The organism is Kitasatospora sp. NPDC032757 (genome assembly GCF_055579305.1).
The window spans coordinates 335923-359820 of sequence record NZ_JBVINN010000002.1; the positions used below are offsets into that span (position 1 = coordinate 335923).

The 23898-nt window shown below is 73.1% G+C and carries 20 protein-coding genes; 10 read left to right on the forward strand and 10 right to left on the reverse strand.

What is annotated here, in order from left to right; translation table 11 throughout:
• Nucleotides 1-77 precede the first annotated feature (77 nt).
• The 4 genes from ACZ5WK_RS04630 to ACZ5WK_RS04645 form a co-directional block, all read right to left on the reverse strand.
• The gene (locus tag ACZ5WK_RS04630; RefSeq protein WP_465544885.1) at nucleotides 78-1559 is read right to left on the reverse strand and encodes an NCS2 family permease; all 1482 of its coding nucleotides are present in this window, start codon (nucleotides 1557-1559) and stop codon (nucleotides 78-80) included.
• A gap of 320 nt (nucleotides 1560-1879) precedes the next feature.
• Entirely contained in the window at nucleotides 1880-4252 is a 2373-nt protein-coding gene (pucD, locus tag ACZ5WK_RS04635; protein WP_465544887.1) for a xanthine dehydrogenase subunit D, read from the reverse strand.
• Nucleotides 4253-4325: 73 nt separating this feature from the next.
• Nucleotides 4326-4814, reverse strand: coding sequence for a (2Fe-2S)-binding protein (locus ACZ5WK_RS04640; RefSeq protein WP_396319974.1), 489 nt, complete (start codon nucleotides 4812-4814; stop codon nucleotides 4326-4328).
• Nucleotides 4811-5698: an FAD binding domain-containing protein gene (locus ACZ5WK_RS04645; RefSeq protein WP_465544889.1), complete on the reverse strand. Its 888-nt coding sequence runs from the start codon at nucleotides 5696-5698 to the stop codon at nucleotides 4811-4813. Before ACZ5WK_RS04645 ends, ACZ5WK_RS04640 begins: the two co-directional genes overlap by 4 nt.
• A 423-nt stretch (nucleotides 5699-6121) precedes the next feature.
• On the opposite strand from ACZ5WK_RS04645, the gene ACZ5WK_RS04650 reads away from it, so the two are divergent.
• Nucleotides 6122-7714, forward strand: coding sequence for a PucR family transcriptional regulator (locus tag ACZ5WK_RS04650; protein ID WP_396319976.1), 1593 nt, complete (start codon nucleotides 6122-6124; stop codon nucleotides 7712-7714).
• A 67-nt stretch (nucleotides 7715-7781) separates the two neighbouring features.
• Here the strand turns inward: ACZ5WK_RS04650 and ACZ5WK_RS04655 are convergent, their stop codons facing one another.
• On the reverse strand, nucleotides 7782-8891 hold the full coding sequence (locus ACZ5WK_RS04655) for an alpha/beta hydrolase (RefSeq protein WP_465544892.1): 1110 nt from the start codon (nucleotides 8889-8891) through the stop codon (nucleotides 7782-7784).
• 358 nt (nucleotides 8892-9249) lie between these two features.
• Here ACZ5WK_RS04655 and ACZ5WK_RS04660 point away from each other — a divergent pair, with 358 nt between their 5' ends.
• The 7 genes from ACZ5WK_RS04660 (at nucleotide 9250) to ACZ5WK_RS04690 (ending at nucleotide 16884) form a co-directional block, all read left to right on the forward strand.
• Entirely contained in the window at nucleotides 9250-10278 is a 1029-nt protein-coding gene (locus tag ACZ5WK_RS04660) for a sugar ABC transporter substrate-binding protein (protein ID WP_465544894.1), read from the forward strand.
• Nucleotides 10275-11306, forward strand: a complete 1032-nt coding sequence (locus ACZ5WK_RS04665) for an ABC transporter permease (protein ID WP_465544896.1) — start codon at nucleotides 10275-10277, stop codon at nucleotides 11304-11306. Before ACZ5WK_RS04660 ends, ACZ5WK_RS04665 begins: the two co-directional genes overlap by 4 nt.
• Nucleotides 11303-12112, forward strand: a complete 810-nt coding sequence (locus ACZ5WK_RS04670) for an ATP-binding cassette domain-containing protein (RefSeq protein WP_465544898.1) — start codon at nucleotides 11303-11305, stop codon at nucleotides 12110-12112. The genes ACZ5WK_RS04665 and ACZ5WK_RS04670 overlap by 4 nt, the downstream gene beginning before the upstream one ends.
• Entirely contained in the window at nucleotides 12109-13215 is a 1107-nt protein-coding gene (locus ACZ5WK_RS04675; RefSeq protein ID WP_465544900.1) for an ROK family glucokinase, read from the forward strand. Before ACZ5WK_RS04670 ends, ACZ5WK_RS04675 begins: the two co-directional genes overlap by 4 nt.
• A gap of 189 nt (nucleotides 13216-13404) precedes the next feature.
• On the forward strand, nucleotides 13405-15207 hold the full coding sequence (gene ggt / locus ACZ5WK_RS04680; RefSeq protein ID WP_465544902.1) for a gamma-glutamyltransferase: 1803 nt from the start codon (nucleotides 13405-13407) through the stop codon (nucleotides 15205-15207).
• A gap of 108 nt (nucleotides 15208-15315) precedes the next feature.
• Nucleotides 15316-16119 (forward strand): exodeoxyribonuclease III, encoded by an 804-nt coding sequence (locus ACZ5WK_RS04685; protein ID WP_465544904.1) that lies wholly within the window; start codon nucleotides 15316-15318, stop codon nucleotides 16117-16119.
• A gap of 153 nt (nucleotides 16120-16272) precedes the next feature.
• Nucleotides 16273-16884 (forward strand): hypothetical protein, encoded by a 612-nt coding sequence (locus ACZ5WK_RS04690; protein ID WP_465544906.1) that lies wholly within the window; start codon nucleotides 16273-16275, stop codon nucleotides 16882-16884.
• A gap of 77 nt (nucleotides 16885-16961) precedes the next feature.
• Here the strand turns inward: ACZ5WK_RS04690 and ACZ5WK_RS04695 are convergent, their stop codons facing one another.
• Entirely contained in the window at nucleotides 16962-17693 is a 732-nt protein-coding gene (locus ACZ5WK_RS04695) for a lysoplasmalogenase (protein ID WP_465544908.1), read from the reverse strand.
• A 271-nt stretch (nucleotides 17694-17964) separates the two neighbouring features.
• Here ACZ5WK_RS04695 and ACZ5WK_RS04700 point away from each other — a divergent pair, with 271 nt between their 5' ends.
• Nucleotides 17965-19683: a DUF2398 family protein gene (locus ACZ5WK_RS04700; protein WP_465544910.1), complete on the forward strand. Its 1719-nt coding sequence runs from the start codon at nucleotides 17965-17967 to the stop codon at nucleotides 19681-19683.
• Between the two features lie 133 nt (nucleotides 19684-19816).
• Here the strand turns inward: ACZ5WK_RS04700 and ACZ5WK_RS04705 are convergent, their stop codons facing one another.
• From ACZ5WK_RS04705 to ACZ5WK_RS04715, 3 genes are all read right to left on the reverse strand, one after another.
• Complete coding sequence (locus ACZ5WK_RS04705; RefSeq protein WP_465544912.1) at nucleotides 19817-19996, reverse strand: hypothetical protein; 180 nt, start codon at nucleotides 19994-19996, stop codon at nucleotides 19817-19819.
• A gap of 194 nt (nucleotides 19997-20190) precedes the next feature.
• The gene (locus ACZ5WK_RS04710; protein ID WP_465544914.1) at nucleotides 20191-20619 is read right to left on the reverse strand and encodes a MerR family transcriptional regulator; all 429 of its coding nucleotides are present in this window, start codon (nucleotides 20617-20619) and stop codon (nucleotides 20191-20193) included.
• A 59-nt stretch (nucleotides 20620-20678) separates the two neighbouring features.
• Nucleotides 20679-21467, reverse strand: a complete 789-nt coding sequence (locus ACZ5WK_RS04715; RefSeq protein ID WP_465544916.1) for an alpha/beta fold hydrolase — start codon at nucleotides 21465-21467, stop codon at nucleotides 20679-20681.
• A 453-nt stretch (nucleotides 21468-21920) separates the two neighbouring features.
• Between ACZ5WK_RS04715 and ACZ5WK_RS04720 the strand changes: the two genes are divergently transcribed.
• A complete protein-coding gene (locus tag ACZ5WK_RS04720) occupies nucleotides 21921-23030 on the forward strand; it encodes a mechanosensitive ion channel family protein (protein WP_465544918.1) in 1110 nt (369 codons plus the stop codon).
• 194 nt (nucleotides 23031-23224) lie between these two features.
• Here the strand turns inward: ACZ5WK_RS04720 and ACZ5WK_RS04725 are convergent, their stop codons facing one another.
• The gene (locus ACZ5WK_RS04725) at nucleotides 23225-23875 is read right to left on the reverse strand and encodes a TetR/AcrR family transcriptional regulator (RefSeq protein WP_396319992.1); all 651 of its coding nucleotides are present in this window, start codon (nucleotides 23873-23875) and stop codon (nucleotides 23225-23227) included.
• Between the last annotated feature and the right edge of the window lie 23 nt (nucleotides 23876-23898).

A 23898-nucleotide genomic window follows, 5' to 3' on the forward strand; every position in this document is an offset into this window, starting at 1 on the left:
GGGGAGCTCCTTACGGGGTGCGGGGGAACGGGAGGTGCCGCCGTACGGGAAACGATTCCCGTACGGCGGCGGTGCTGCTAGTGGACGCCCAGCCAGGACTTGATCGGGGTGAGCGCGAAGTAGATCACGAAGACCACGGTCAGGATCCACATCAGCGGGCCGGGCTCGCGCCACTTGCCGGTGCCCGCCTTGATGACCGTGTAGGAGATGACGCCCGCGGCGACACCCGCCGTGATGCTGTAGGTGAACGGCATCAGGGTGCAGGTGAGGAAGGCCGGGATGGCGACCTCGCGGTCCGACCAGTCGATGTGCCGGGCCTGGCTCATCATCATCGAGCCGATGACGACGAGGGCGGCGGAGGCGACCTCGGTCGGGACGATCGCCGCGAGGGGCGAGAAGAAGAGCATGAGGGCGAACACGCCGCCGGTGACCGTCGAGGCGAGGCCGGTGCGGGCGCCGTCACCGACACCGGTGGCCGACTCGACGAACACGGTCTGGCCGGACGCTCCCGACAGGCCGCCGATGGCGCCGCCTGCGCCGTCGATGAACAGGGCCTTGGAGAGACCGGGCATCCGGCCCTTGTTGTCGGCCAGGCCCGCCTCGGTGCCGACGCCGATGATGGTCGCCATCGCGTCGAAGAAGCCGGCCAGCACGAGGGTGAAGACCGCGACCGAGGCGCTGATCGCGCCGAGGCCCTTGCCGCCGAAGGCGCCGAACACGTCGACGTCGCCGAAGAGGCTGAAGTCGGGGGAGGAGACCGGGCTGCCGGGCCACACCGGGGCGGAGCTGACCCAGGTCTTCGCCGGGAGGTCGGCGACCGCGTTGATGACGAAGGCCAGCACGGTGCCGCCGGCGATGCCGATCAGGATGGCGCCGCGGACGTTGCGGGCCAGCAGCACGAAGATCGTCAGCACGGTGAGGCAGAAGACCAGCACGGGCCAGCCGGCCAGTTCACCGAAGGGGCCGAGCGCGAGCGGGGTGGGACCGCCGGTGTGCACGAAGCCGGCCTTGACCAGGCCGATCAGCGCCACGAAGAGGCCGATGCCGATGGTGATGGCGTGCTTGAGCGGCAGTGGGATGCCGTTCATGATCTTCTCGCGCAGCCCGGACACGACCAGGAGCACGATCAGCAGGCCGTAGACCACGCAGAGACCCATGGCCTGGGGCCAGGTGGTGTGCGGCACGACCAGCGCGGATATCACGCCGGAGACGGAGAGGCCGGCGGCGACCGCGAGGGGGACGTTGCCCACCACGCCCATCAGGATCGTGGTGACCGCGGCGGCGAGCGCCGTCGCGGTGGTGAGCTGCGCGTGGTCCAGCTTGAGACCGTTGACGTCGGCGCCGCTCAGGATGATCGGGTTGAGCAGCACGATGTAGGCCATCGCCATGAAGGTGGTGAGGCCGCCGCGGATCTCGTTGCCGATGGTCGAGCCTCGGGCGGAGATCTTGAAGTACGCGTCGAGGGCGTTCTTCGGCTGCGGTGCCGGGACCGACGTGGGGGTCTCGTCCTCGGCGGGTCTGTCTTCAGTGGTGCCGGGCTCCGTGGGGATCCTGGTCATGTCCACTCCCAAGTGTCAAAGGGGGTTGGGGTGGGCGAGCCGACCTGACAGCCAGTCAACGATGTTGGCAGAGGGGGACGATTCGACTCACTGGGCGCACTCTGTGGCAGTGCTGCGGTGCTGGGGGGCACCCCCTGCCGAAGGCTGGGGGAAGGTGGTGCGCACCGCTGCGGAACCCCGGCGTGGGAGAGGCAGCGGGATGGTGCGTTCGCGTTGCTTCCGGTGGTGCATCGGTGGTGCTCTTCACTGCTCGGGTGGTGCTGCCCCGGGGCGGCGGGGAAGACTGTCGCCGCCCCGGGGAGGTGTGCGGAGATCCGGGGCTAGAGGGAGCCGGGGATCTCGGTGGTCAGGTGCTCGGGCCGGACGGGGATCCGGTCGAGCGCCAGGCCGGTGGCGTTGCGGATGGCGGCCACGATCGACGGCGTCGCCGACACGGTCGGGGCCTCGCCGACCCCGCGCAGCCCGTACGGGGCGTTGGGGTCGGGCAGTTCGAGGATCTCCACCGGGATCGGCGGGGTGTCCAGGATGGTGGGGATCAGGTAGTCGGTGAAGGAGGCGTTGCGCACCTTCCCGTCCTTGACCACGATCTCCTCCATCACGGCCAGGCCGAGCGCCTGGGTGCAGCCGCCCTGGATCTGCCCGACGACGGAGAGCGGGTTGAGCGCCTTGCCGACGTCCTGGACGGCGGTCAGCTCGACCACCTTCACGAGGCCCAGCTCGACGTCCACGTCGACCACCGCGCGGTTGGCGCAGAAGGTGTACTGGACGTGGCCGAAGCCCTGCCCGGTCTCCTTGTCGAAGGGGACGGTCGGGCGGTGGTGGTGCTCGCGGGTGAGGTCGATCGCCTCGTCGCCGAGCAGGTCCACCATGGAGACCAGCGGGCCGGCCGACTCGGAGACGACCTTGCCGCCGACCAGCGACAGGTCGTTCTGGGACCAGCCGTAGCGCCGCCGGCCCTTCTCGATCAGCGCCTGCTTGACCGCCTCGGCCGCCAGCTTCACGGCGCCGCCGGTCATGTAGGTCTGGCGCGACGCGGAGGTCGAACCGGCGGATCCGACCTCGGTGTTGGCCGGGTGGATGGTGACCTGCTCGACGCCGAGCTCGGTGCGGGCGATCTGGGCGTGCACGGTGACGCCGCCCTGGCCGACCTCGGCCATCGCGGTGTGCACCATGGCGACCGGCTCGCCGCCGATGACCTCCAGGCGGACCCGGGCGGTGGAGTAGTCGTCGAAGCCCTCGGAGAAGCCGACGTTCTTGATGCCGACCGAGTAGCCGACGCCGCGCACGATGCCCTCGCCGTGCGAGGTGTTGGACAGTGCGCCGGGGATCTGCCGGACGTCCAGGTGCTCCGTGTCCAGCGGCGGCGGGAGCGGCATGTCCTTGACCCGCTGGAGCAGGTCGGCGACCGGGGCCGGCGAGTCGATCTGCTGGCCGGTGGGCATGTGGTCGCCCTCGGCCATCGCGTTCAGCTGGCGCAGCTCGACCGGGTCCATGCCCAGCTCGGCGGCGAGGCGGTCCATCTGCGTCTCGTAGCCGAACGCGGCCTGGACGGCGCCGAAGCCGCGCATCGCGCCGCAGGACGGGTTGTTGCTGTACAGCGCGATGGCGTGCATCTTGACGTTCGGGATCACGTACGGGCCGTGTCCGAGCGAGGCGGCGTTTCCGACCACGGCGGGCGAGGCGGAGGCGTAGGCGCCGCCGTCCAGCACGATCCGGGCGTCGGCGAAGACCAGCTTGCCGTCGCGGGTGGCGCCGTGCTCGTAGGTCATCCTCGCCGGGTGGCGGTGCACGTGGCCGAAGAAGGACTCGTCACGGGAGTAGACGATCTTGACCGGCTTGCCCGTGTGCTGGGCGAGCAGGCAGGCGTGGATCTGCATCGAGAGGTCCTCGCGGCCGCCGAAGGCGCCGCCGACGCCGGCCAGCGTGAGGCGGACCTTGTCCTCCGGCAGGCCCAGCACGGGGGCCATCTGCTGGCGGTCCACGTGCAGCCACTGGGTGGCGATGTAGAGGTCGATGCCACCGTCCTCGGCCGGCACGGCCAGGCCGGACTCCGGGCCGAGGAAGGCCTGGTCCTGCATGCCGACCTCGTAGGTGCCCTTGACGATGACGTCCGCCATCGCCCGCACCTCGTCGGTCACGCCGAGACCGGAGACCAGCTTCTGCTCGTGGCAGATGTTGCCGTACCCGTGCGACTTGTACTCGTGCGGCTCGTGCACGTAGCCGTGGGTCTCGGGGTCGAGGCACTGCTCCTCGGTGGTGATCGGGGTGAGCACCTCGTACTCGACCTTGATCTTCTTCACCGCGCGGCGGGCCGTCTCCGGGTGGTCGGCCGCGACCAGCGCGATCGCCTCACCGTGGCAGCGGACCTTGTCGATGGCCAGGGCCGGCTGGTCCTGGATCTCCAGGCCGTAGTACTTCGAGCCCGGGATGTCGGCGTGGGTGAGGACGGCGTACACGCCCGGCACCTTGAGCGCCTCGGAGATGTCGACCGAGAGGAGGTTGGCGCGGGGGTGCGGCGAGCGCAGCGCCATACCCCAGAGCATGTCCTCGTGCCACATGTCGGACGAGTACGCGAACTCGCCCCTGACCTTCAGATTGCCGTCCGGGCGCAGCGGCGAGCCGCCGATGCCGTCCTTGGACGCCTGGTTGATGTTCTGGAGGTTCTTCTGCCCCTGGATGGTACGAGTGCTCATGCGGCCACCTCGCTGCGCTCGGCGGGCGCTTCGCACAGCGCGCCGCCCTTCATGATTCGCTCGCGTCGCTCGCTCATGCGGAAGTCCCCTTACCGGCGCACTTGCGGGCGGAAGCCAGCCGCACCGCGTCCATGATCTTCTCGTAGCCCGTGCAGCGGCAGAGGTTGCCCGACAGCGCCTCGCGGATGTCGTTGTCGCTCGGCTGGGCGTCGTTCTCCAGCAGGGCGTCGGTCTGCACCAGCAGGCCGGGGGTGCAGAAGCCGCACTGGACGGCCCCGGCGTCGATGAACGCCTGCTGGACCAGGCCCAGCTCGCCGTTCTCGTCGGTCAGGCCCTCGACGGTGCGGACCTCGCGGTCCTGCACCTGGCCGGCGGCGACCAGACAGGAACAGACCGGAACCCCGTCGAGGTAGACCGTGCAGGAGCCGCACTCGCCCTGCTCACAGGCGTTCTTCGAGCCCGGGAGGCCGACCCGCTCGCGCAGCACGTAGAGCAGGCTCTCGCCCTCCCACACGTCGTCGGCCTCGACCGGCTTGCCGTTGGCGGTGAAAGTGACCCTCATGCCGCGCTCCTGATCTGCTTGCTGTAGTCGTTCCAACACCAGGTGAGGGTGCGGCGGGCCATCACGGCCAGCGAGTGGCGCCGGTAGTCGGCGGTGCCGCGGACGTCGTCGATGGGCGAGGCCGCCGCCTTCACCAGCTCGCCGAACTGCTGGATCACCTCGGCGCCCAGCAGGTCGCCGGACTCCCAGAGACCGCGCTCGGCGAGCACACCCTGCAGGTACTCCTCGGCCTCCACGGCGCGGCGCGGCGTGGGGGCAGCCGAACCGATACCGGTGCCGACGGTGCCGTTCTTCGGGTGAAGGGCGAAACCGAAGGCGCAGACCGCGATCACCATGGCGTTGCGGGTGCCGATCTTGGAGAACTGCTGGGGGCCGTCCGCGACGGGGATGTGCACGGCCCGGATCAGCTCGTCGGACTCCAGGCTGTTGCGCTTCACGCCGACGTAGAACTCGTCGATCGGGATCAGCCGGGTACCGCGCACCGAGGCCGCCTCGACGAACACGTCGCGGCCGGCCGCCAGCAGCGCGGGGTGCGCGTCACCGGCCGGGGAGGCACCGCCGAGGTTGCCGCCGACGCCGCCGCGGTTGCGGATCTGCGGCGAGCCGACGGTGTGGGCCGCCAGGGCCAGGCCGGGCAGCGGCCCGGACAGCTCGTCGATGATCCGGGTGTAGGGGACCGAGGCGCCGAGCTTGACGACGTCGCCGTCGTTCGACCATTCGGTGAGCTCGGTGATGCGGTTCAGGTCGAGAATCGCGGATGGCCGGTGCACGTCGAAGTTCATCTCGACCATGACGTCCGTACCGCCCGAGATGGGCAGCGCGGTCGGGTACTCAGCCTTCGCCGCGAGTGCCTCGTCCCAGGTAGCGGGCCGAAGGAACTCCATGCGGGTGTCTCCTCAAGTCGTCGCCGGCCGGACGGGTGGGCACAGTGCCCGGAACTCGGTGTTCGGACCTCGCAAACCGCTTCGTTGCCTCGGCGTCGGATCCTGGTCACCGGGATGTGTCCGGCGGCGTGTGGCCAGTGAACCTCTGTGACGGGGCCCACTGGCAGTCACCGATGGCATGAAGCCCCGGCTGTGGTCCCGCCCGGCATCCTGTACGTTCCTCTAAGGCGGACAATCTCGCAGCCCAGCCGTTCACCGGGTGCTACCTACGACCGTAATCCGGCCGTGATTTCCAAGCTACGGCCCCGTGATCCCGGCGCCGGTCGGTACGTAACGCCGAGCACAGATGTTCGGGCACACTGTCTCCCCGGCCCGAGCGCTCGGGCCCCCACCACCTCACCCCCAGCCCGATAGGAGTCCCGGATGCGTGTCCGTGACCTGCTCGCCCCCGGAGCCCCGCGACTGCGCCTGCTCGCGGCCGAGGAAGAGCTGGACCGCCAGGTCAGCGGCGTCATGACCACGGACCTGCACGACCCCGGCCGCTACCTGCACGGCGGCGAGCTGGTGCTCACCGGCATGCTCTGGCGCACCGGGCCGGCCGACTCCGAGCGGTTCGTGCGGACCATCGTGGCCGGCGGCGCGGTCGCCCTCGCGGCCGGGGAGGCCGAGGTCGGCCCCGTCCCCGAGGACCTCGTCGAGGCCTGCCGGCGCCACCGCATGCCCCTGTTGGCGGTACCCGACGACATCGCTTTCGGCACCGTCACCGAGTTCATCGGCCGGCAGGTCTCCGCCGACCGCGCCGCCGACCTCGCGGCCCTGGTCGACCGGCACCGCCTGCTGGTCTCCGCGGCCGGCGGCGGCGGCCTGGACGCCGTCCTCGACCTGCTCGGCGGCGACCTCGACCTCGACTGCTGGGTGCTCACCCCCACCGGCGCGGTGATCGCCGGCCCGGCCGACCGGCTCTCCGCCGAGGACCGCGACCAGCTGGTCCGCGCCCACCTCGGGGCCCAGCGCCAGCGCCGCCGTCCTCCGCACCGGGCCCGGCTGCTCACCGGCTCCTACTCGCTGCTGCCCGCCTCCGCCACCCCCGACGCCGAGTCCCCGCTCGCCGACTGGATGCTCGCGGTGGCCGGCGACGTCACCGAGTGGACCGGCAAGCGCCAGCAGCTCGCCGAGAACCTGGCCCGGCTGGTCGCCGCCGAGCGGCAGCGCCGTGACGAGGGCCGCCGGCTGCGCCGCCGCCTCGCCGACGAGGTGCTCACCCTGCTCCAGCGCGACGCCGACCCGGCCGAGATCAGCCGCACCCTGTACGCCTCCTCGGCGATGGCCGCCCGCTACGAGAACGCCGAGCCCAAGCCCCAGGCGCAGGACGGCTCCTGGCTGGTGCTCAGTGCCGAGGGGACGGGCCTGCCGGAGGGGACGGTGCGGTCCGTCCTGGAGGAGGCGCTGGGCGGGACGACCGACCGCGCGCTGATCGCGGGGGCCGGCACCGGCGCCGTCGTGGTGCTGCCCGCGCTGGACAGCACGGTGCCCGCCGACACGCTGCGCGAGCTGCTCTCCCCGCTGGAGGCCGGCCTCGGCTCGGAGGGCCGGATCACCCTCGGCGTCTCCGCCCCCGCCTCCGAGGCGGGCGGTCTGCGCGGCGCCCTGGAGGAGGCCCGGCACGCCCGCCGGATCGCCGCCGCCCGGGTCGGCCGGGTCTGTGTGGCGGGTCCGGAGGAGCTGGCCTCGCACGTGCTGCTGCTGGCCGCCGTCCCGGACGAGGTCCGCCGGGCGTTCCGCAGCCGGCTGCTGGACAAGGTGATCGCCTACGACATCGAGCACCAGGCGGACCTCGTCCGCACCCTGGAGGCGTTCCTGCGTTCGGACGGCTCGTGGACGAGGTGCGCGGCCCAACTGCACGTCCACGTCAACACGCTGCGCTACCGGATCGGCCGGATCGAGGAGCTGACCGGCCGGGACCTCTCCCGGCTGGAGGACCGGGTGGACTTCTACCTGGCCCTCGAACTGGCCTGATCCCGTGGGGCGTTGACGCCGAAGGGCCCGCCGCTGACGATCGCGGCGGGCCCTTCGTCACACTCCGTCAGGGCTGGGCGGGGATCAGACCGGTGATCCACTCGAAGACGCCCGGCACCATGTTCTTCCAGACGTCGCTGGAGTGCGGCCCGGTGGTCTCCTGGACCTGCACGGTGGTCGGCGCCTTCGCGACCGCGGCGATGGCCTGGCCGTCCTCGTAGCCGTCGCCCTTGTTGCCGGAGATGTAGAGCGCCACCTTCGGCGGCTGGGCGGCGTTCTTGACGATGTTGACCGGGTTGTTCGCCTCGCGCAGCTTCTGGTCCTTGCCGACCAGCGAGTCCTTCTCGGTCGCGGGGTCGTTGTAGCCGGAGAGGCTGACGCCGGCCCGGTAGCGGTTGGGGTGGGCGAGGGCGAGCTTGGTGGCGCAGTGGGCGCCGGCCGAGTACCCGGCGACCGCCCAGCGGTCCGGGGCCGCGTCGGCACGGAAGTTGTCCAGCACCATCTGCGGGACGTCCCGGGTCAGCCAGGTGTCCGCGTTGACCTTGCCGGGCACGTCGGTGCAGCCGGCGTCGGTGCTGTTGCCCAGCAGCAGGGTGCGCGGGGAGACGAGGATGAACGGGGCGACCTTGCCCTGCTGCATCAGCGGCTTGAGCTGCTCGGAGACCTTGAGCGTGCCGTACCAGGTGGAGGAGGAGCCCGGGAAGCCCGGGATCAGCTCGACGACCGGGAACTTCTTGTCCTTGAACGCGGGGTCGTGGTACTGCGGCGGCAGCCAGACCAGCACCTCGCCGTCGACGCCGGACAGCTGGCCCTTGAGGTCGGTCTTCTGGACGTCGTTCGGTACCTTCGGGTCGTCCACGCCCCGGAACTGCTGCGTCACCTTGGGCGGCTGCTTGGCGTCCCCGCTGCCCGCCTGGCCACCGGCCTGGCCGGCCGTGCCGCCGGTGCCCGGGTCGGCCGGCGGCACCGAGGGCACCGCCCGGACGTGCTTGCCGGTGCCGAGCAGGTCGTCCCAGCTGCCGTAGATCAGGTTGGCGTTGTTGACCATGACGAAAACCATCAGCACGGCCGTGACCTGGCAGAAGACGATCATCGCCAGCCGGGACAGGATCTGCAGCGGCCGGGGTCCGCGCACCTTGCCCCAGAGCAGCAGGGCCGCTGCGATGGAGATCGGCACGAGAATGACCGTGCAGAGGAAGAATGGCGTGCCTGTCAGTTGCATCAAGTTCTCGTATCCGGGTTCAAAGCCGTCCCGGGCCCCACTCGCCCGGAACTCGCTCCAATGGCATCGGACGGCCTGGAACGGGGATCGGTTGCCATCCGAATCTGTGCGGAACCTGAGAGGAACATCACGTTTCAGTGATGATCCCTTTTCAGGTCCGCCCTAGTCTGCCACCCTGACGGCCCGCGCCCGGACGATGCGCCCAGCCGACTCCCAGGATCGCCCCCCACCAGGGCACGATACCGCCCGTACGGAGCCGGCCGGCGGGCGAGGCGGTGCAATCGCCCCACGAGCGGGCAGCGAGACTATGGTCATGAGCACAACCCGTTTTCGCGCATCCCGCCGGATCTGGCCCGTCTGCGCCGCCCTGGCCCTGCTCGCGGCCGTCGCCGGATGCAGCAGTACCGGAGGCCTCCGCGCCGAGCAGGCCAGAGCCAAGGCCTCGGCCGCCGCCGGCGGCGCCGTCACGACCCCGCGCTGGAAGGTCGCCATGGTGACCCACGCGGGCGCCGGCGACGCCTTCTGGGACACCGTGCGCAAGGGTGCCGAGCAGGCTGCGGCCAAGGACAACATCACCTTCCTGTACTCCAACGACGCGCAGACCCAGAACCAGGTCCAGCTCGTCCAGGCCGCCATCGACCAGAAGGTCGACGGCCTGCTGGTTACGCTCGCCAAGGGCGACGCGCTCGGCGACGTCCTCGGCAAGGCCAAGGCCGCCGGCATCCCGGTGATCACCATCAACTCGGGCCAGGAGTACTCCGCCAGGTTCGGCGCGCTCACCCACATCGGCCAGGACGAGTCCACCGCCGGCCAGGCCGCCGGCGCCGAGCTGGCCGCCCGCGGGCGCAAGAACGTGCTCTGCGTGATCCACGAGCAGGGCAACGTCGGCCAGGAGCAGCGCTGCTCCGGCGCCCGGTCTGGCGCTGGACTGGCCGGCGGCGCCTTCCAGGTGCTCTACGTGGACGGCGTCAACATGCCCGACGCCCGGGCCGCCGTCGCCGCCAAGCTCCAGGCCGACCCGGCCATCGACACCGTGCTGACCCTCTCCGGCCCGATGGCCGCCACCGGCCTCCAGGCCATCCAGGACGCCCGCCGCACCGTCGAGCTGGACACCTTCGACCTGGGCACGCAGGTGGTCGCCGGGCTGAAGTCCGGCAGCGTCGGCTTCGCCGTCGACCAGCAGCCGTACCTCCAGGGGTACGAGGGCGTCGACCTGCTCTGGCTCTACCGCTCCAACCTCGACATGCTCGGCGGTGGCAAGCCGGTGCTGACCGGCCCGCAGATCCTCACCAAGGACAACGCCGACGCGCTCGCCGAGTACGTCGCGAGGGGGACGCGTTGAGCACCACGGACCTGCTCGCCCAGGACCGCCCGGCGGCGCTGCGGCGGCTGCTCGCCCGGCCCGAACTGGGCGCGCTGATCGCCGCCGCCGCCGTCTTCCTGGTCTTCGCCGCCGTTGCCGAACCCTTTCTGCGGGTCTCCTCGCTGGGCACCGTGCTCTACGCGGCGTCGACCATCGGAATCATGGCCGTACCGGTCTCGCTGCTGATGATCGGCGGCGAGTTCGACCTCTCGGCCGGCGTGCTGGTCACCACCGCCGCGCTCACCTCGTCCATGGTCAGCTACCAGCTCACCGCCGTGACCTGGGTCGGGGTGGTGGTCTCGCTCGCGGTCACGCTGTCCGTCGGCGGCTTCAACGGCTGGATGCTCAGCCGGACGAAGCTGCCCAGCTTCATCGTCACCCTCGGCACCTTCCTGATGCTCACCGGCGCCAACCTCGGCGTCACCAAGCTGATCTCCGGCACCGTCTCCACCAAGCCGATCTCCGACATGGAGGGCTTCGCCTCCTGCCGCTGGCTGTTCGCCTCCGAGGTCACCGTCGGCGGGCTGACGATCAAGGCCACCGTCTGGTGGTGGCTCGGCCTGCTGGTGATCGGCAGCTGGGTGCTGCTGCGCACCCGCTTCGGCAACTGGATCTTCGCGGTCGGCGGCGACGCGGCCGCGGCCCGCGCGGTCGGTGTGCCGGTCGCCCGGACCAAGACCGTGCTCTACCTCGGCGTCGGCTTCTGCGCCTGGGTCCTCGGCCAGCACCTGCTCTTCTCCTTCGACACCGTGCAGTCCGGCGAGGGCGTCGGCAACGAGCTGATCTACATCGTGGCGGCCGTCATCGGCGGCTGCCTGATCACCGGCGGCTACGGCTCGGTGGCCGGCTCCGCGCTCGGCGCGCTGATCTTCGGCATGGTCAGCAAGGGCATCATCTACGCCCAGTGGAACCCCGACTGGTTCAAGTTCTTCCTGGGCGCGATGCTGCTGCTGGCCGCCCTGCTCAACTCCTGGGTCAAGCGCCGCGCCGAGAGGGGACCGCGATGACCGAACTGCTCTCACTCGTCGGCGTCGGCAAGACGTACGGCACGGTCCGCGCACTGGAGGACGTCTCGCTCACCCTGCGGGCCGGCGAGATCAGCTGCGTGCTCGGCGACAACGGCGCCGGCAAGTCCACCCTGATCAAGATCATCGCCGGGCTGCACCGGCACGACGAGGGCACCTACACCATCGGCGGCGAGGAGGTCCGCCTGGACTCCCCGCGCCAGGCCCTCGACCGCGGCATCGCCACCGTCTACCAGGACCTCGCCGTGGTCCCGCTGATGCCGGTCTGGCGGAACTTCTTCCTCGGCTCCGAGCAGGGGTACAAGCGCTGGGGCGGCCTGCGGCTGGACGCCGACGGGATGCGCGCCACCACCCGCGAGGCGCTCGCCAGGATGGGCATCGACCTGCACGACGTCGACCGGCCCATCGGCACCCTCTCCGGCGGCCAGCGCCAGTGCGTGGCCATCGCCCGCGCCGTGCACTTCGGCGCCGAGGCGCTGATCCTGGACGAGCCGACCGCCGCGCTCGGCGTCAAGCAGTCCGGCGTGGTGCTCAAGTACGTCACCGCCGCCCGCGACGCCGGCCTCGGGGTCGTCCTGATCACCCACAACCCGCACCACGCGTACCTGGTCGGCGACCACTTCACCCTGCTCCGGCGGGGCCGGATGGCCGGCAGCCACCCCCGGGCCGAGATCGGCCTCGAACAGCTCACCACCGAGATGGCCGGCGGCTCCGACCTCGCCGAACTCTCGCACGAGCTCGCCCGACCGCAGTCCGACGACACCCCAGAGGAGCGCCCGCAGCCGTGACCAGCCCCAACGCCGCCACCCGGCCGCCGGTCCTGCCCACCCTGCTCGGCCTCGGCCCGCGCGCCGAGCGCCGCCGCCGCGCCCTGCCCGCAGGCCTCCTGCGGCTGCCCACCATCGGCGTCGACATCGGCGGCACCAAGGTCGTCGCGGGCGTGGTGGACGGCGAGGGCAAGGTGCTGGAGAAGCTGCGCACCGACACCCCCGACAAGAGCAAGAGCGCCAAGATCGTCGAGGACGTCATCGTCGAGCTGGTGCTCCGGCTCGCCGACCGGCACGACGTCCACGCGGTCGGCATCGGCGCGGCCGGCTGGGTCGACGCGGACCGCTCCAAGGTGCTCTTCGCCCCGCACCTCAACTGGCGCAACGAGCCGCTCCAGGAGGCGCTCAGCGAGCGGCTGCGGTTCCCGGTGATCGTCGAGAACGACGCCAACGCCGCCGCCTGGGCAGAGTGGCGCTTCGGTGCCGGGCGCGGCGAGGACCACATGGTGATGCTCACCCTCGGCACCGGCATCGGCGGCGCCGTCGTCCGCGACGGCTACGTCGACCGCGGAAAGTACGGGCTGGCGGGCGAGTTCGGGCACATGCAGGTGGTGCCCGGCGGCCACCGCTGCCCGTGCGGCAACCGGGGCTGCTGGGAGCAGTACTCCTCCGGCAACGCCCTGGTCCGCGACGCCCGCGAACTGGTCGCCGAGGAGTCCCCGGTGGTCCAGCCGCTGCTGGCCCGGGCCGGCGGCGCCGTCGAGGGCATCACCGGCCCGCTGGTCACCGAGGCCGCCCGGGCCGGCGACCCGACCGCCACCGAACTCCTCTACGAGGTCGGCACCTGGCTCGGCGTCGGCATCGCCAATCTGGCCGCCGCCCTCGACCCGGGCCGCTTCGTCATCGGCGGAGGCGTCTCCGAGGCCGGCGACCTCCTCCTCGCCCCCGCCCGCGCCGCCTTCCGCCGCACCCTCACCGGCCGCGGCTTCCGCCCCGAGGCGGCCATCGTCCACGCCGCCCTCGGCAACGAGGCCGGCCTGGTCGGCGCCGCCGACCTCGCCCGTCAGGTCGCCCGCCGCTTCCGCACCATCAAGCGGCGCCGGGTGGAGCGCTCGGTGCCGTAGGGCGCGTCCGACCGTTCCCGCCCGGCGCCCGGCGCCCGGGCCCGCGCACGGGGAGGCCGGCCGGTCCGGCCTCCCCGTGCGCGGGTGCCCGAGGTGTCAACTACCCGTTGGTAGCCGTGCGGCCCTGTTGTCGGGGCCATGGCTCCTGTGAAACAACGGAGTTGACGTCGACTCGGGAGGCCTTTCCGGATGAGAGCTCTGGCCCGCATCGCCCCGCCGCTCCTGCTCGCCACCGCCCTGGTCTGCTCCGCCGCGGGGCCGGCCGGCGCGGCGGGACCACCGGTGCAGTCCCCGCCCAAGGTGCCCGAGGCGGTGGGCTGGGGCGGCGCCGTGGCCAGCGTGGACGCCGACGCCACCGCGGCCGGGATCGAGGTGCTCCGCAAGGGCGGCAACGCCGTGGACGCCGCGGTCGCCGTCGCGGCGGCGCTCGGTGTCACCGAGCCGTACTCGGCCGGGATCGGCGGGGGCGGGTACTTCGTCTACTACGACCACGCCAGCGGGCGGGTCTCCACCATCGACGGCCGGGAGACCGCCTCCCGGACGGCCGACGAGGGGCTGTTCCTGGAGGGCGGCACGCCGCTGCCGTTCGCCGACGCCGTCACCAGCGGGCTCTCGGTCGGCGTGCCCGGATCCCCGGCGACCTGGGAGACGGCCGTCCGGCTCTGGGGCAAGCGCTCCTTCGCCGACGCGCTGCGGCCCGCCCAGCGGATCGCCGACCAGGGCTTCGCCGTCGACCAGACCTTCCAGGACCAGACCGCGCTCAACCAGGCCCGGTTCAAGGACTTCCCCGACACGGCGAAGCTCTTCCTGCCCGGCGGCAGCCTCCCCGTCGTCGGCTCCACCTTCCGTAACCCCGACCTCGCCGCCACCTACCGGCAGCTCGGCAAGGAGGGTACCAAGGCGCTCTACCAGGGCGACCTCGCCGGCGACATCGTCCGGACCATCCAGCACCCGCCGGTGGACCCGGCCTCCGGCCGCAACGCCCGCCCCGGCAAGGTGGACGCCGCCGACCTGGCCGGCTACCAGGTCCGCCGGCAGCAGCCCACCCACGTCGCCTACCGCGACTACGACCTCTACTCGATCGCCCCGTCCAGCTCCGGCGGCACCACCGTCGGCGAGGCGCTCGGCATCCTGGAGGACGGCGAGGTCGGCCGGTACGACGGCACGCAGTACTACCACCACTTCCTGGACGCCTCCCGGATCGCCTTCGCCGACCGCAACCGCTGGGTCGGCGACCCAGCCTTCAACGACGTGCCGGCGAAGGAGCTGCTCTCCGCGCGGTACGCGGCCGCCCGGGCCTGCCTGATCAGCCCCGACCGCGCGCTCACCAGCCCGCTCGCCCCCGGCGACCCGCGCCACCCGGCCGCCTGCGCGAGCGCCGGTCCGGCGCCCGCCGCCGAGCCCTACGAGGGCCTCAGCACCAGCCACCTGACGGTCGCCGACCGCTGGGGCAACATCGTCTCCTACACGCTCACCCTGGAGCAGACCGGCGGCAGCGGCATCACCGTCCCCGGCCGCGGCTTCCTGCTCAACAACGAGCTGACCGACTTCAACTTCACCCCGCTCACCCCCGGGGTGCCCGACCCCAACCTGCCCGGCCCGGGCAAGCGCCCCCGCTCCTCGCTCTCGCCGACCATCGTGCTGCGCGACGGCGAGCCCGTGCTGGCGGCCGGCTCGCCCGGCGGGGCGACCATCATCACCACCACCCTCCAGGTGCTGCTCGGCCGCCTCGACCGGGGCCTGAGCCTGGAGCAGGCGATCACCGCGCCGCGCGCCAGCCAGCGCAACACGGCCGCCACCCAGGCCGAGCCGGCCTTCCTCGCCCTGCCCGAGCGGGCCCGGCTGGAGGCGCTCGGCCACGTGTTCGCGAGCACGCCCGAGATCGGCGCCGCGACCGGCGTCGAACGCCTGCCGGACGGCCGCTGGGTGGCGGCCGCCGAACCGGTCCGCCGTGGCGGCGGCGCCGCGGCGGTGGTGCGGCCCGCACCCTGACGCCGGCCGGTTTGTCGGTGGGCGGCGGTAGATTCGGGGTGGGCGTCCTTCCGGGCGCCCACCCGTCGTCCGAAGCACCCGTCCGAACCACCGGGAAGGCCGCCCGCCGTGACCGTCCGCATCGCCACCTGGAACATCAACTCCGTCACCGCGCGGCTGCCCAAGCTCCTCGAATGGCTGGAGAGCGCCAAGCCGGACGTGCTCTGCCTCCAGGAGCTCAAGTGCGCCGCGGACGCCTTCCCGTACGAGCCCGTGCGCGAGCTGGGCTACGAGACGGCCGCGCACGGCACCGGCCGGTGGAACGGCGTCGCCGTCGTCTCCCGGATCGGCCTGGACGACGTCGTGCGTGACCTCCCGGGCCAGCCCGGCTACCTGGCCGACGACGCCCTGCTGCCCGACGTCGAGCCGCGCGCCATCGCCGCCACCTGCGGCCCGGTCCGGGTCTGGTCGGTCTACGTGCCCAACGGCCGCGAGGTCGACCACGCCCACTACCGCTACAAGCTGGAGTGGCTGGAGGCCCTGCGCCAGGCCTCGCTGGAGGACGCCGCGGGCCCGCGCCCGTTCGCCGTCCTCGGTGACTTCAACATCGCCCCGGCCGACGAGGACGTCTTCGACGTCGCCGCCTTCGAGGGCCTCACCCACGTCACCCCCACCGAGCGCGCAGCCCTCACCGCCCTCGCCGAGGCGGGCCTCCAGGACGTCGTGCCGCGCCCGCTCAAGTACGACCGCCCGTACACCTACTGGGACTACCGCCAGCTGGCCTTCCCGAAGAACCGGGGCATGCGGATCGACCTCACCTTCGCCAACAAGGCCTTCGCCGACGCCGTGACGGACAGCTACGTCGACCGCGAGGCCCGCAAGGGCAAGGGCACGTCCGACCACGCCCCGGTCGTGGTCGACCTCGACCTCTGAGTCACTCCCGGTAGCGGGTGGTCCCCCGAACGGTCCAGAGCGGTGGCCGGGCGGGGGCCGGGTGCCTAGCGTCGGTGAATGACTGGGTGTAGTTGTTCGATCACGTGGACATCGGAGTCCCCGGCTGCGCCCGAGAATCCCGGAGGTTCCGGTATGCGCCCCACGCGTACGGCCGCCGCCGCCCTGATCGGCGCGACGGTGCTGACCGGCCTGACGGCCCCCATCGCGCTGGCCAAGGACGGCGCCGCCACGGTCAGCCCGTCCCAGGCCGCACCGGGCCAGACCGTGACGGTCACGGTCTCCTGTGAGAAGTCCGACAAGCCCAACGCCAAGACCATCACCGCCAACTCCCAGGCCTTCGAGGGCGGCCCGGCCACCCTCACACTCGGCTCGGACGGCAAGCACACCGGCTCCGCCCGGCTGGCGGCCAAGAACAGCGGCGACAACAAGGTCGACGGCACCTGCCCCGACGGAGCCGCCTTCTCCACCAGCGTCACGGTCACCACCGTGACCACGTCCACGACCACGTCGTCGCCGGCCGGCAGCCTCGGCGAGTGGGGCCAGGCGGCCGGGGAGTGGGCCGGCTCGCTCGGCCAGTCCGGCGCGGGCAGCCAGCAGATCGCCCCGCACGGCGCGGTGAAGACCGGCCTGGGCGGTTCGGTCGCCGCCAACCCGGCCGAGCTGGCCGGCGGCGCGGCGCTGGTCATCGGCGGCATCGGCGGGTTCTGGCTGCTGCGGCGGCGGGGAGGCGCCGACTCCGCCTGAAGGGCCGCCGCGCGTGCGGCTTCGACGGTGCCGCCGGACGTCACGTCCGGCGGCACCGTCGTGTTCCCGGGTGCCGCTCAGGCGATGGCCGGCAGCGCCTGCGGGGATCCGCTGTCCTCCGCGGCGCTCAGGGCGCCGGTGGCCAGCAGGTACTGGGCCAGGATGTACGTGGCCATGATCCAGAACTGATGTCCCGGCAGCTCCCGCCACTTCGCGAGCTTGGTGGCGATCAGGGTGTCGGAGAGCAGGAAGAGCGCCCCGCCCAGACCCGTCCGCCACCCCAGCCCGGCCGAGGTGACGGCCGTCGAGGCGAGCAGCAGGCTGTACCCGGCCACCGGGACCTGGAGGTCGCCGAGGTCCGGCCAGAGCCGGCCCACCATCGTCGCCCAGGCCGTGGCGTACGCGGCCGCGACCACCAGCGCCCGCCGCCGGTCGGTCAGCGCCCCCTGCCGGACGAACATCGTCACGAAGCAGACGTGCGCCGCCGCGAAGGAGCCCATGCCGGCCAGGAACGCGGTGTCGTTGCCGAGCTGCAGCAGCACGTCGCCGCCCCCGCTCAGCAGCAGCGCGGGCGCCAGCAGCTTCGGCGCCTCCCGGCCGGCCGCGGTGGCGGCCGTGACGCTGTGCGCGGCCAGCAGCGGCATCAGGGCCGGCTTGGTGGCGTGCCGCAGCACGGGCGTGTCGGTGAGGAGCGCGCCCAGGTGGGCCGCCGAGGTGGCGGCGAAGCCGGTGAGCAGCCCGGTGGCGGCGCGCAGGCGCCCTGGTCCGCGGCCGCCGAGAACGGCGCGGGTGGTCGTACGGATGCTCATGCGGCGGTGTCCTCCGGGGGTCCGGGTGGGGCGGGGCCCGGGCGCCGGGGCGGCGGCCCGTTCGTCCGCACCCTAGGCGACCGGGCCCGCGCCGGGGAAGGGCTTGTTACCGGCGCGTAGCACCGGCGGTGCCCGCGGGGTGACGCGGCGGCGGGCGCGGCGGTCGGCGGGCGGCGGGCGCGGCGCTCGGCGGGCGGTGGGCCGGCCGATCCGCCGCCCGGTCCGGTTGCTGCCACCGGGGCCGCGCCCACCGTCTAGTCTGGTCCACGACATGGAGCAGCAGGAGTACGCGGCCGACACCACGCAGGTGGCCGGCGGCACGTCGGACGGACGCACGGGCGGGGCGGGGCGGAGCACCACCGTCGCCGTCGTCGCCGTACGCGAAGCCGGTCCTGACGCTCCGCAGGTGCCGGGCCCGGCCGCGGACGCCGGCGGACTCTCGCCCGACCCCGGGCTGCTCCGGCTCGCCCAGTGGTTCGCCGAGGCCGGTCCCGGGGCCGCCGACGACCTCTGCACCGCCTCCTTCGGCCTCTACCCCGCCCGCCACTTCGGCGTCCCCGCCGAGCCGGCCCCCGGCGCCGCGCCCGGCCCCGCCGAGGCCGAGGTCAGCTGGTGGCACGGCCCCACCGCGCACGCGCCCGCCGCGCTGCGCGCCCGAGAGGCCCGCCCGGCGCGCGGTCCGCGCCGGGCCCGGCGGGACGCCGGGGCATCGTCCGCCGTCCTCTCAGGGGCCAAACCGGGCACGCCCGGTAAGCACCGCAAACCCGAGCGCGCCCGCTCCGCCGCCGGGACGCAGGATCGCTCCGCTGCCGCCGAGCGCCGGATCGCCGCCCGGCTGCTGCTGGCCCACCCGCTGGTCACCGCCTCCGGGCCGCACGCCGAGGGCTTCCCGCTGATCCGCCGTCACCGTGACTGGCTCACCGAGCGGTTCGACACCCTGCTCGGCTACCGCCTCGTGGTCGGTCCCTGGCACGCCCGGCTCTGCAAGGCCGGCCTCGGCCCCGGCACCGGCCGCCGGCTCGAACACCCCGGCACCGGCGCCCCGTTCACCCCCGGCGGATACGCCCAACTCGCCCTCGCCCTGGCCCTGCTGGTCGACGCCCCCGAACAGCTCCCGCTCGGCCGGCTGCTGGCCGCGATGCGCTCCGCCGCGCCGGGGCCGGACCGCTGCGCCGCCCCCGCCGACCTCGCCACGGCCCTGGCCGCGCTCGCCGAGTGGCAGGTGCTCGACGGCATACCCGCCGACCTGGCCGAGGAGAGCGCCGTCCTGACGGTCGACCGCGAGCTGGCCCGTGCCGTCCCCGCCGGCCCGCCCGCCCTCGCCGCCGACGCCACCGACCTGATCCGCCGCGCCACCCAGGCCGATCCCGGCACGGCCGTCCGCCGCCGCCTCGCCGAGACCCCGGCCGTGCTCGCCGCCGACCTGCCCGAGGACCAGCGCGCCTGGCTCCGTGACCACCACCACACCGGCCCCGCCGCCCTCGCCGACTTCCTCGGCCTGGAGGCCGAGGTGCGGGCCGAGGGCGTCGCCCTGCTCGACCCCGCCGACGAACTCACCGACCTCGCGCTGCCGGGCCCCGGCACCGTGGCCCAGGCCGCCCTGCTGCTGGTCGAGCGCCTGGTCGAGGAGGTCCGCCCGCTCCCGGGCGAGACCACCGACGCGGACGTCCCGGTCCCCGACGCCCTGATAGACGGCGTCCTCGGCGACATCGCCGACGAGTACGGCCTCCCGGCCGGCTGGCGCCGCGACTACCTCGCCGACCGCACCGCCCTGCGCCGCGACACCCTCGACCTGCTCCACCGGATGGGCCTGCTCGCCCCCACCCCCCGCGGCACCCGCCCCCCGGGCTGGCTCGTCCGCGCCCCCGCCGCCCGCTACGCCCCCGCCGCCGACCTCCTCCCGCCCCCGGGCACCGGCCGCCACTCCCGCCGGGACCAGCCGGTGACGGTCCCCGCCCCGGCCGGGCCGAGGGAGGAACAGCGGGCGTGACATGACGGCTGGACTCGCCCGGGCCGACCTTTGTCCGGATCTGCTCCGCGAGCTTCTCGGGCAGGGTCACGGTGTACTTCTTGGTCGTGGCCATATCGGCGACCCCGCCGTGCGTGCATGTGCGCTGATCACATCACCGTCCGGCCGTGGCCGCCGTCACCGGGCCGTGTTGGACGGTTTCGACGGTGGCGCCGACGCCGAGGGTGCCGAGGGCGATGGAGGCGAGGACGGCGGCGCAGGCGAGGTAGCGGCGGTGGCGCTGGGGGAGCGGGAAGCGCGGATCCTGGAGGGTCGCCGGAGGGTTGGCGTTCATGTCAGGGAGCGTTCCAGGGTGGTGTGAACGATCGCTACGCGTGGGTGAAGTCCGGATGGGGGGCGGGCGTCGGTTCGTGCCGACAGGGCCGCAGGTGAGCGGCCCCGCCGGGGCGCGCGCGGGCCTCGGCGGGTCGGCCCGCTCCGGGCCACGAGGCAGCCAGGTGCGCGGGTGCCCCGCGCGACGGTGGCCCGTCAGGCGGCGGCGTACATGCGCCGCGCCGGCTCGGCGGTCGGGCGCGCGGCCTGCTCGGGGCTCACCCGGGTCGTCGGCTCGGCTGTGTCGAGGTAGTGGGCGAGGGCCTGCCGGCTGCGGGCCAGGTCGTCGATCCGGGCGTCGAGTTCGGCGAGCTCGCCCCGCAGGGTGGCGAGCAGGTCGGGGCAGGCCTCCAGGGCGGGGAGGGGGCCGCTGGCGCACGGCAGGATCTCGGCGATCACCCGGGTGGACAGGCCCGCCGCCAGCAGGCCGCGGACCTGCCGCACCCGGACCAGGGCGTCGTCGCCGTACTCGCGGTAGCCGGCGGCCGACCGCTCCGGGAGGATCAGGCCCTGCTCCTCGTAGTACCGCAGAAGGCGGGTGGACACCCCGGTCAGGCGGGCGAGTTCTCCGATGCGCATGATCATCGGAACGTCCGCCCGCCCGCCGCTGTTCCCGCCCGCCGCCGGCGGGCCGGCTGCTCCGGCTACTCCGGGAGGCCGGTGAGGAAGTCCATGACCAGCTTGCGCAGTTCGGGCAGCAGCTCGACGAAGGCCATGTGGCCGGCGGCCAGTTCGGCGAGCCGGGCACCCGGGATGCCCCCGGCGACGACGCGGTGCTGGCTGGGCTGCACCAGCATGTCCTCGGTGGGGCTGATCACCAGCGTCGGCACCGCGACGGAGCCCAGATCGCCGCGGACGTTCACCTCGCCCACCAGGGTGAACTGCTGCCGGACGCCGTCCGGGAGCGGGGTCAGCAGGTTGTCGTACAGACCGGCGAGCTCCTCGGGGGTCAGCGAGGAGACCCAGGTCGAACCGAAGAGCACCGAGAGCATGAAGCGGGCCATCAGCTCCGGGTGGTCGCTCAGGCCGACCACCAGCTCGGCGGTCATCCGCAGGCGGTGGTCACCGCCGGCCACCGGGGCTATCAGCAGCAGCGAGCGGACCCGCTGCGGGTGGCGGTTGGCGGCACGGACGGCGACGGCGCCGCCCATCGAGTAGCCGGCCAGGTCGAAGGTCTCCAGGCCCTCCTCGACGGCGGCGGCGACCAGCCGGTCCGCCAGCTCGTCCAGGGTGGGCGCCTGCGGCTCGTACGGGGAGTCACCGGAACCGGGGAAGTCCGGCGCGACGACGGTGCGGTGGGCGGCGAGGTCCTCCAGCAGCGGGCCCCAGTTGTTGATGCCGCTGCCGCCCGCGCCGTGGGCGAGCAGCAGGCCGGGGCCGGAGCCGAGGACGGTCCGGGCGAGCGGGGCGGGGGTGGTCGGCTTCTCGGACATGGCAGGTGGCTCCTCTGCGGCCGTGGGTGTCTCGGTCACTCGCGACAGTACGTGTTCACACCGATGTGAAGGTCAAGCACGCGGCCCAACTCCCTTCAGAGCAACCCGAGGTGACATGCCGGATCGCGGGCCGGCCGCCGGACGCGCCGGAGCGTCGACCGGCGGGCAGGAGGGAGCGTGCCTCGGCGCTGCGGAGGGGGCCTCCCGCCGAACGCCGGGGCCGCGTCGACCGCCCGGAACAGGCGGCCCCGCTGTCGCACGGACGGAACGCCGGGGTCCGGCTGTGGCGGCAGCCGGGCCATGGGGCAGGATGGCAGTCCGTTCGGAATACGTACGTCCGCTCCAACGCGGCTGCGCACGACACGACCTGGCAGGCGACAAGGTGACGACACAGCACGTACGGCGGCCGGCGGCGGCCCGTTCCCTCGCCCTCCACGCTGCGGGGGCGGGTCGGTGACCCGGGACCTGCTCCTGCACGACTGGGTGGTGGCCGGCATCGCGCTGGCCTCCGGCTGTGTGGCCGGTCTGGTGCTGCGGGCGCTGATGAAGTGGCTGGGCAAGCACGCGAGCAGGACCAAGTGGAGCGGGGACGACATCATCGTCGACGCGCTGCGCACCATCGTCCCCTGGGCGGCCGTGATCGCCGGGGCCGCGGTGGCCGCTTCGGCCCTGCCGCTCACCGCGCGGATCGGGGTGCTGGTCGACCGGTCGCTGACGGCCGTGCTCATCGTCATCGCGACGCTCAGCGCGGCCCGGGTGGTGGCCGGGCTGGTGCAGTCGGTGGCCGCGTCCCGGACGGGCGTCGCGGCGTCCGCGACCATCTTCGTCAACATCACCCGCATCGTGGTGCTGTCGATGGGCGTCCTCGTGGCCCTGGAGACCCTCGGGGTGTCCATCGCCCCGCTGGTCACCGCCCTCGGGGTGGGCGGTCTCGCGGTCGCGCTGGCGTTGCAGGACACCCTCGCCAACCTCTTCGCGGGTGTGCACATCCTCGCCTCGAAGACGGTCCAGCCGGGTGACTACATCCGGCTCACCAGCGGGGAGGAGGGGTACGTCGTCGACATCAACTGGCGCAACAGCGTGGTGCGCAACCTGTCGAACAACCTGGTGATCATCCCCAACGGCCGCCTGGCGCGGACGAACATGACGAACTACTCCCAGCCCGAGCAGAAGCTGTCGATCCTGGTCCAGGTCGGGGTCGGCTACGACAGCGACCTGGAGCACGTGGAGAGGGTCACCCTCGACGTCGTCGACAGCGTGATGGCCGACATCAGCGGTGGCGTGCCCGACCACGAGGCCGCCGTCCGTTTCCACACCTTCGCGGACTCCAGGATCAACTTCACGGTGATCCTGGGCGTCGGCGAGTTCAGCGACCAGTACCGGATCAAGCACGAGTTCATCAAGCGCCTGCACCAGCGGTACCGGACGGAGGGCATCTCGATCCCCGCGCCCACGCGCACGGTCTCGCTGCAGCAGGACGGGGCGGGCGAACCGTCGTCCCTCCCGGCGGTTCCGCACCAGTGGGAGGCGTCGTCCAAGGCGCTGGCGGACCGGCGGCGGTAGCCGGCGCGTGGGGCCGGCCAGGCCGTTTCTTTCCGATCATCGGACCGCCGGTCCGACCGTGCCGTTGACTGACGCGCAGTGGGGCGCGGACAGGGCTTCACCTTCAGGACCCGTCGGGCGCACGACGTCGGGGAGCTCCCAGCCCTCGGGGGCAGAGTTCCTGCGCTGATCCGACAAGATCCGAAAGAGAGGCCCTAGCCGGCGGGCTGGACCTCGTACGGGGCCGGGTACGGCGTCTCGTACGGGGTCAGCACCAGCCGCACCACGTCCTCCAGCCGCCGCCGGGCGTCGCCGAGCGTGGTGCGGCCGGTCACCCAGGCGGTCAGCTCGCCCTGCCAGGCGTGGCCCACGATGTGCCGCACGAGGTCGCTCGCGGCCGCCGGGACTTCGGCCATCACCGCTTGGAGCGCGGTGCTGTCGGCGCGGGCCATTCCCTGCAGGGCCTCGCTGGCGAAGGGGTCGGTGGAGGCGGCGACGGCCACCCGGAGCCGGGCCAGCTCGGGCTGGCGCTGGTAGGCGCGCATGCCGCCGCGGACGAAGCGCACCGCCCGGTCGGTGGCGCCCAGCCCGGCCCGGGGCCCGCGCAGCTCCGCCACCAGGTCGGCCAGGAGCAGCCGGTGCCACTCCGCGATGGCCGCCGCCAACAGGTGGTCCTTGGAGGAGAAGTAGCGGTACGCCGTCCCCAGGGCGACTCCGGACCGCTCGCAGACCTGCTTCATCTGCAGCCGCTCGACGCCGATCTCGTTCACCAGGGCGAGTGCGGCCGCGATCAGGGACTCGCGGCGTTCGAGCTGACGCGGAGACATCGTCTCCACCGGCCGTGGTGACAGGTCAACCTTGGTCACCCGCACCATGATACGGCCCGGGG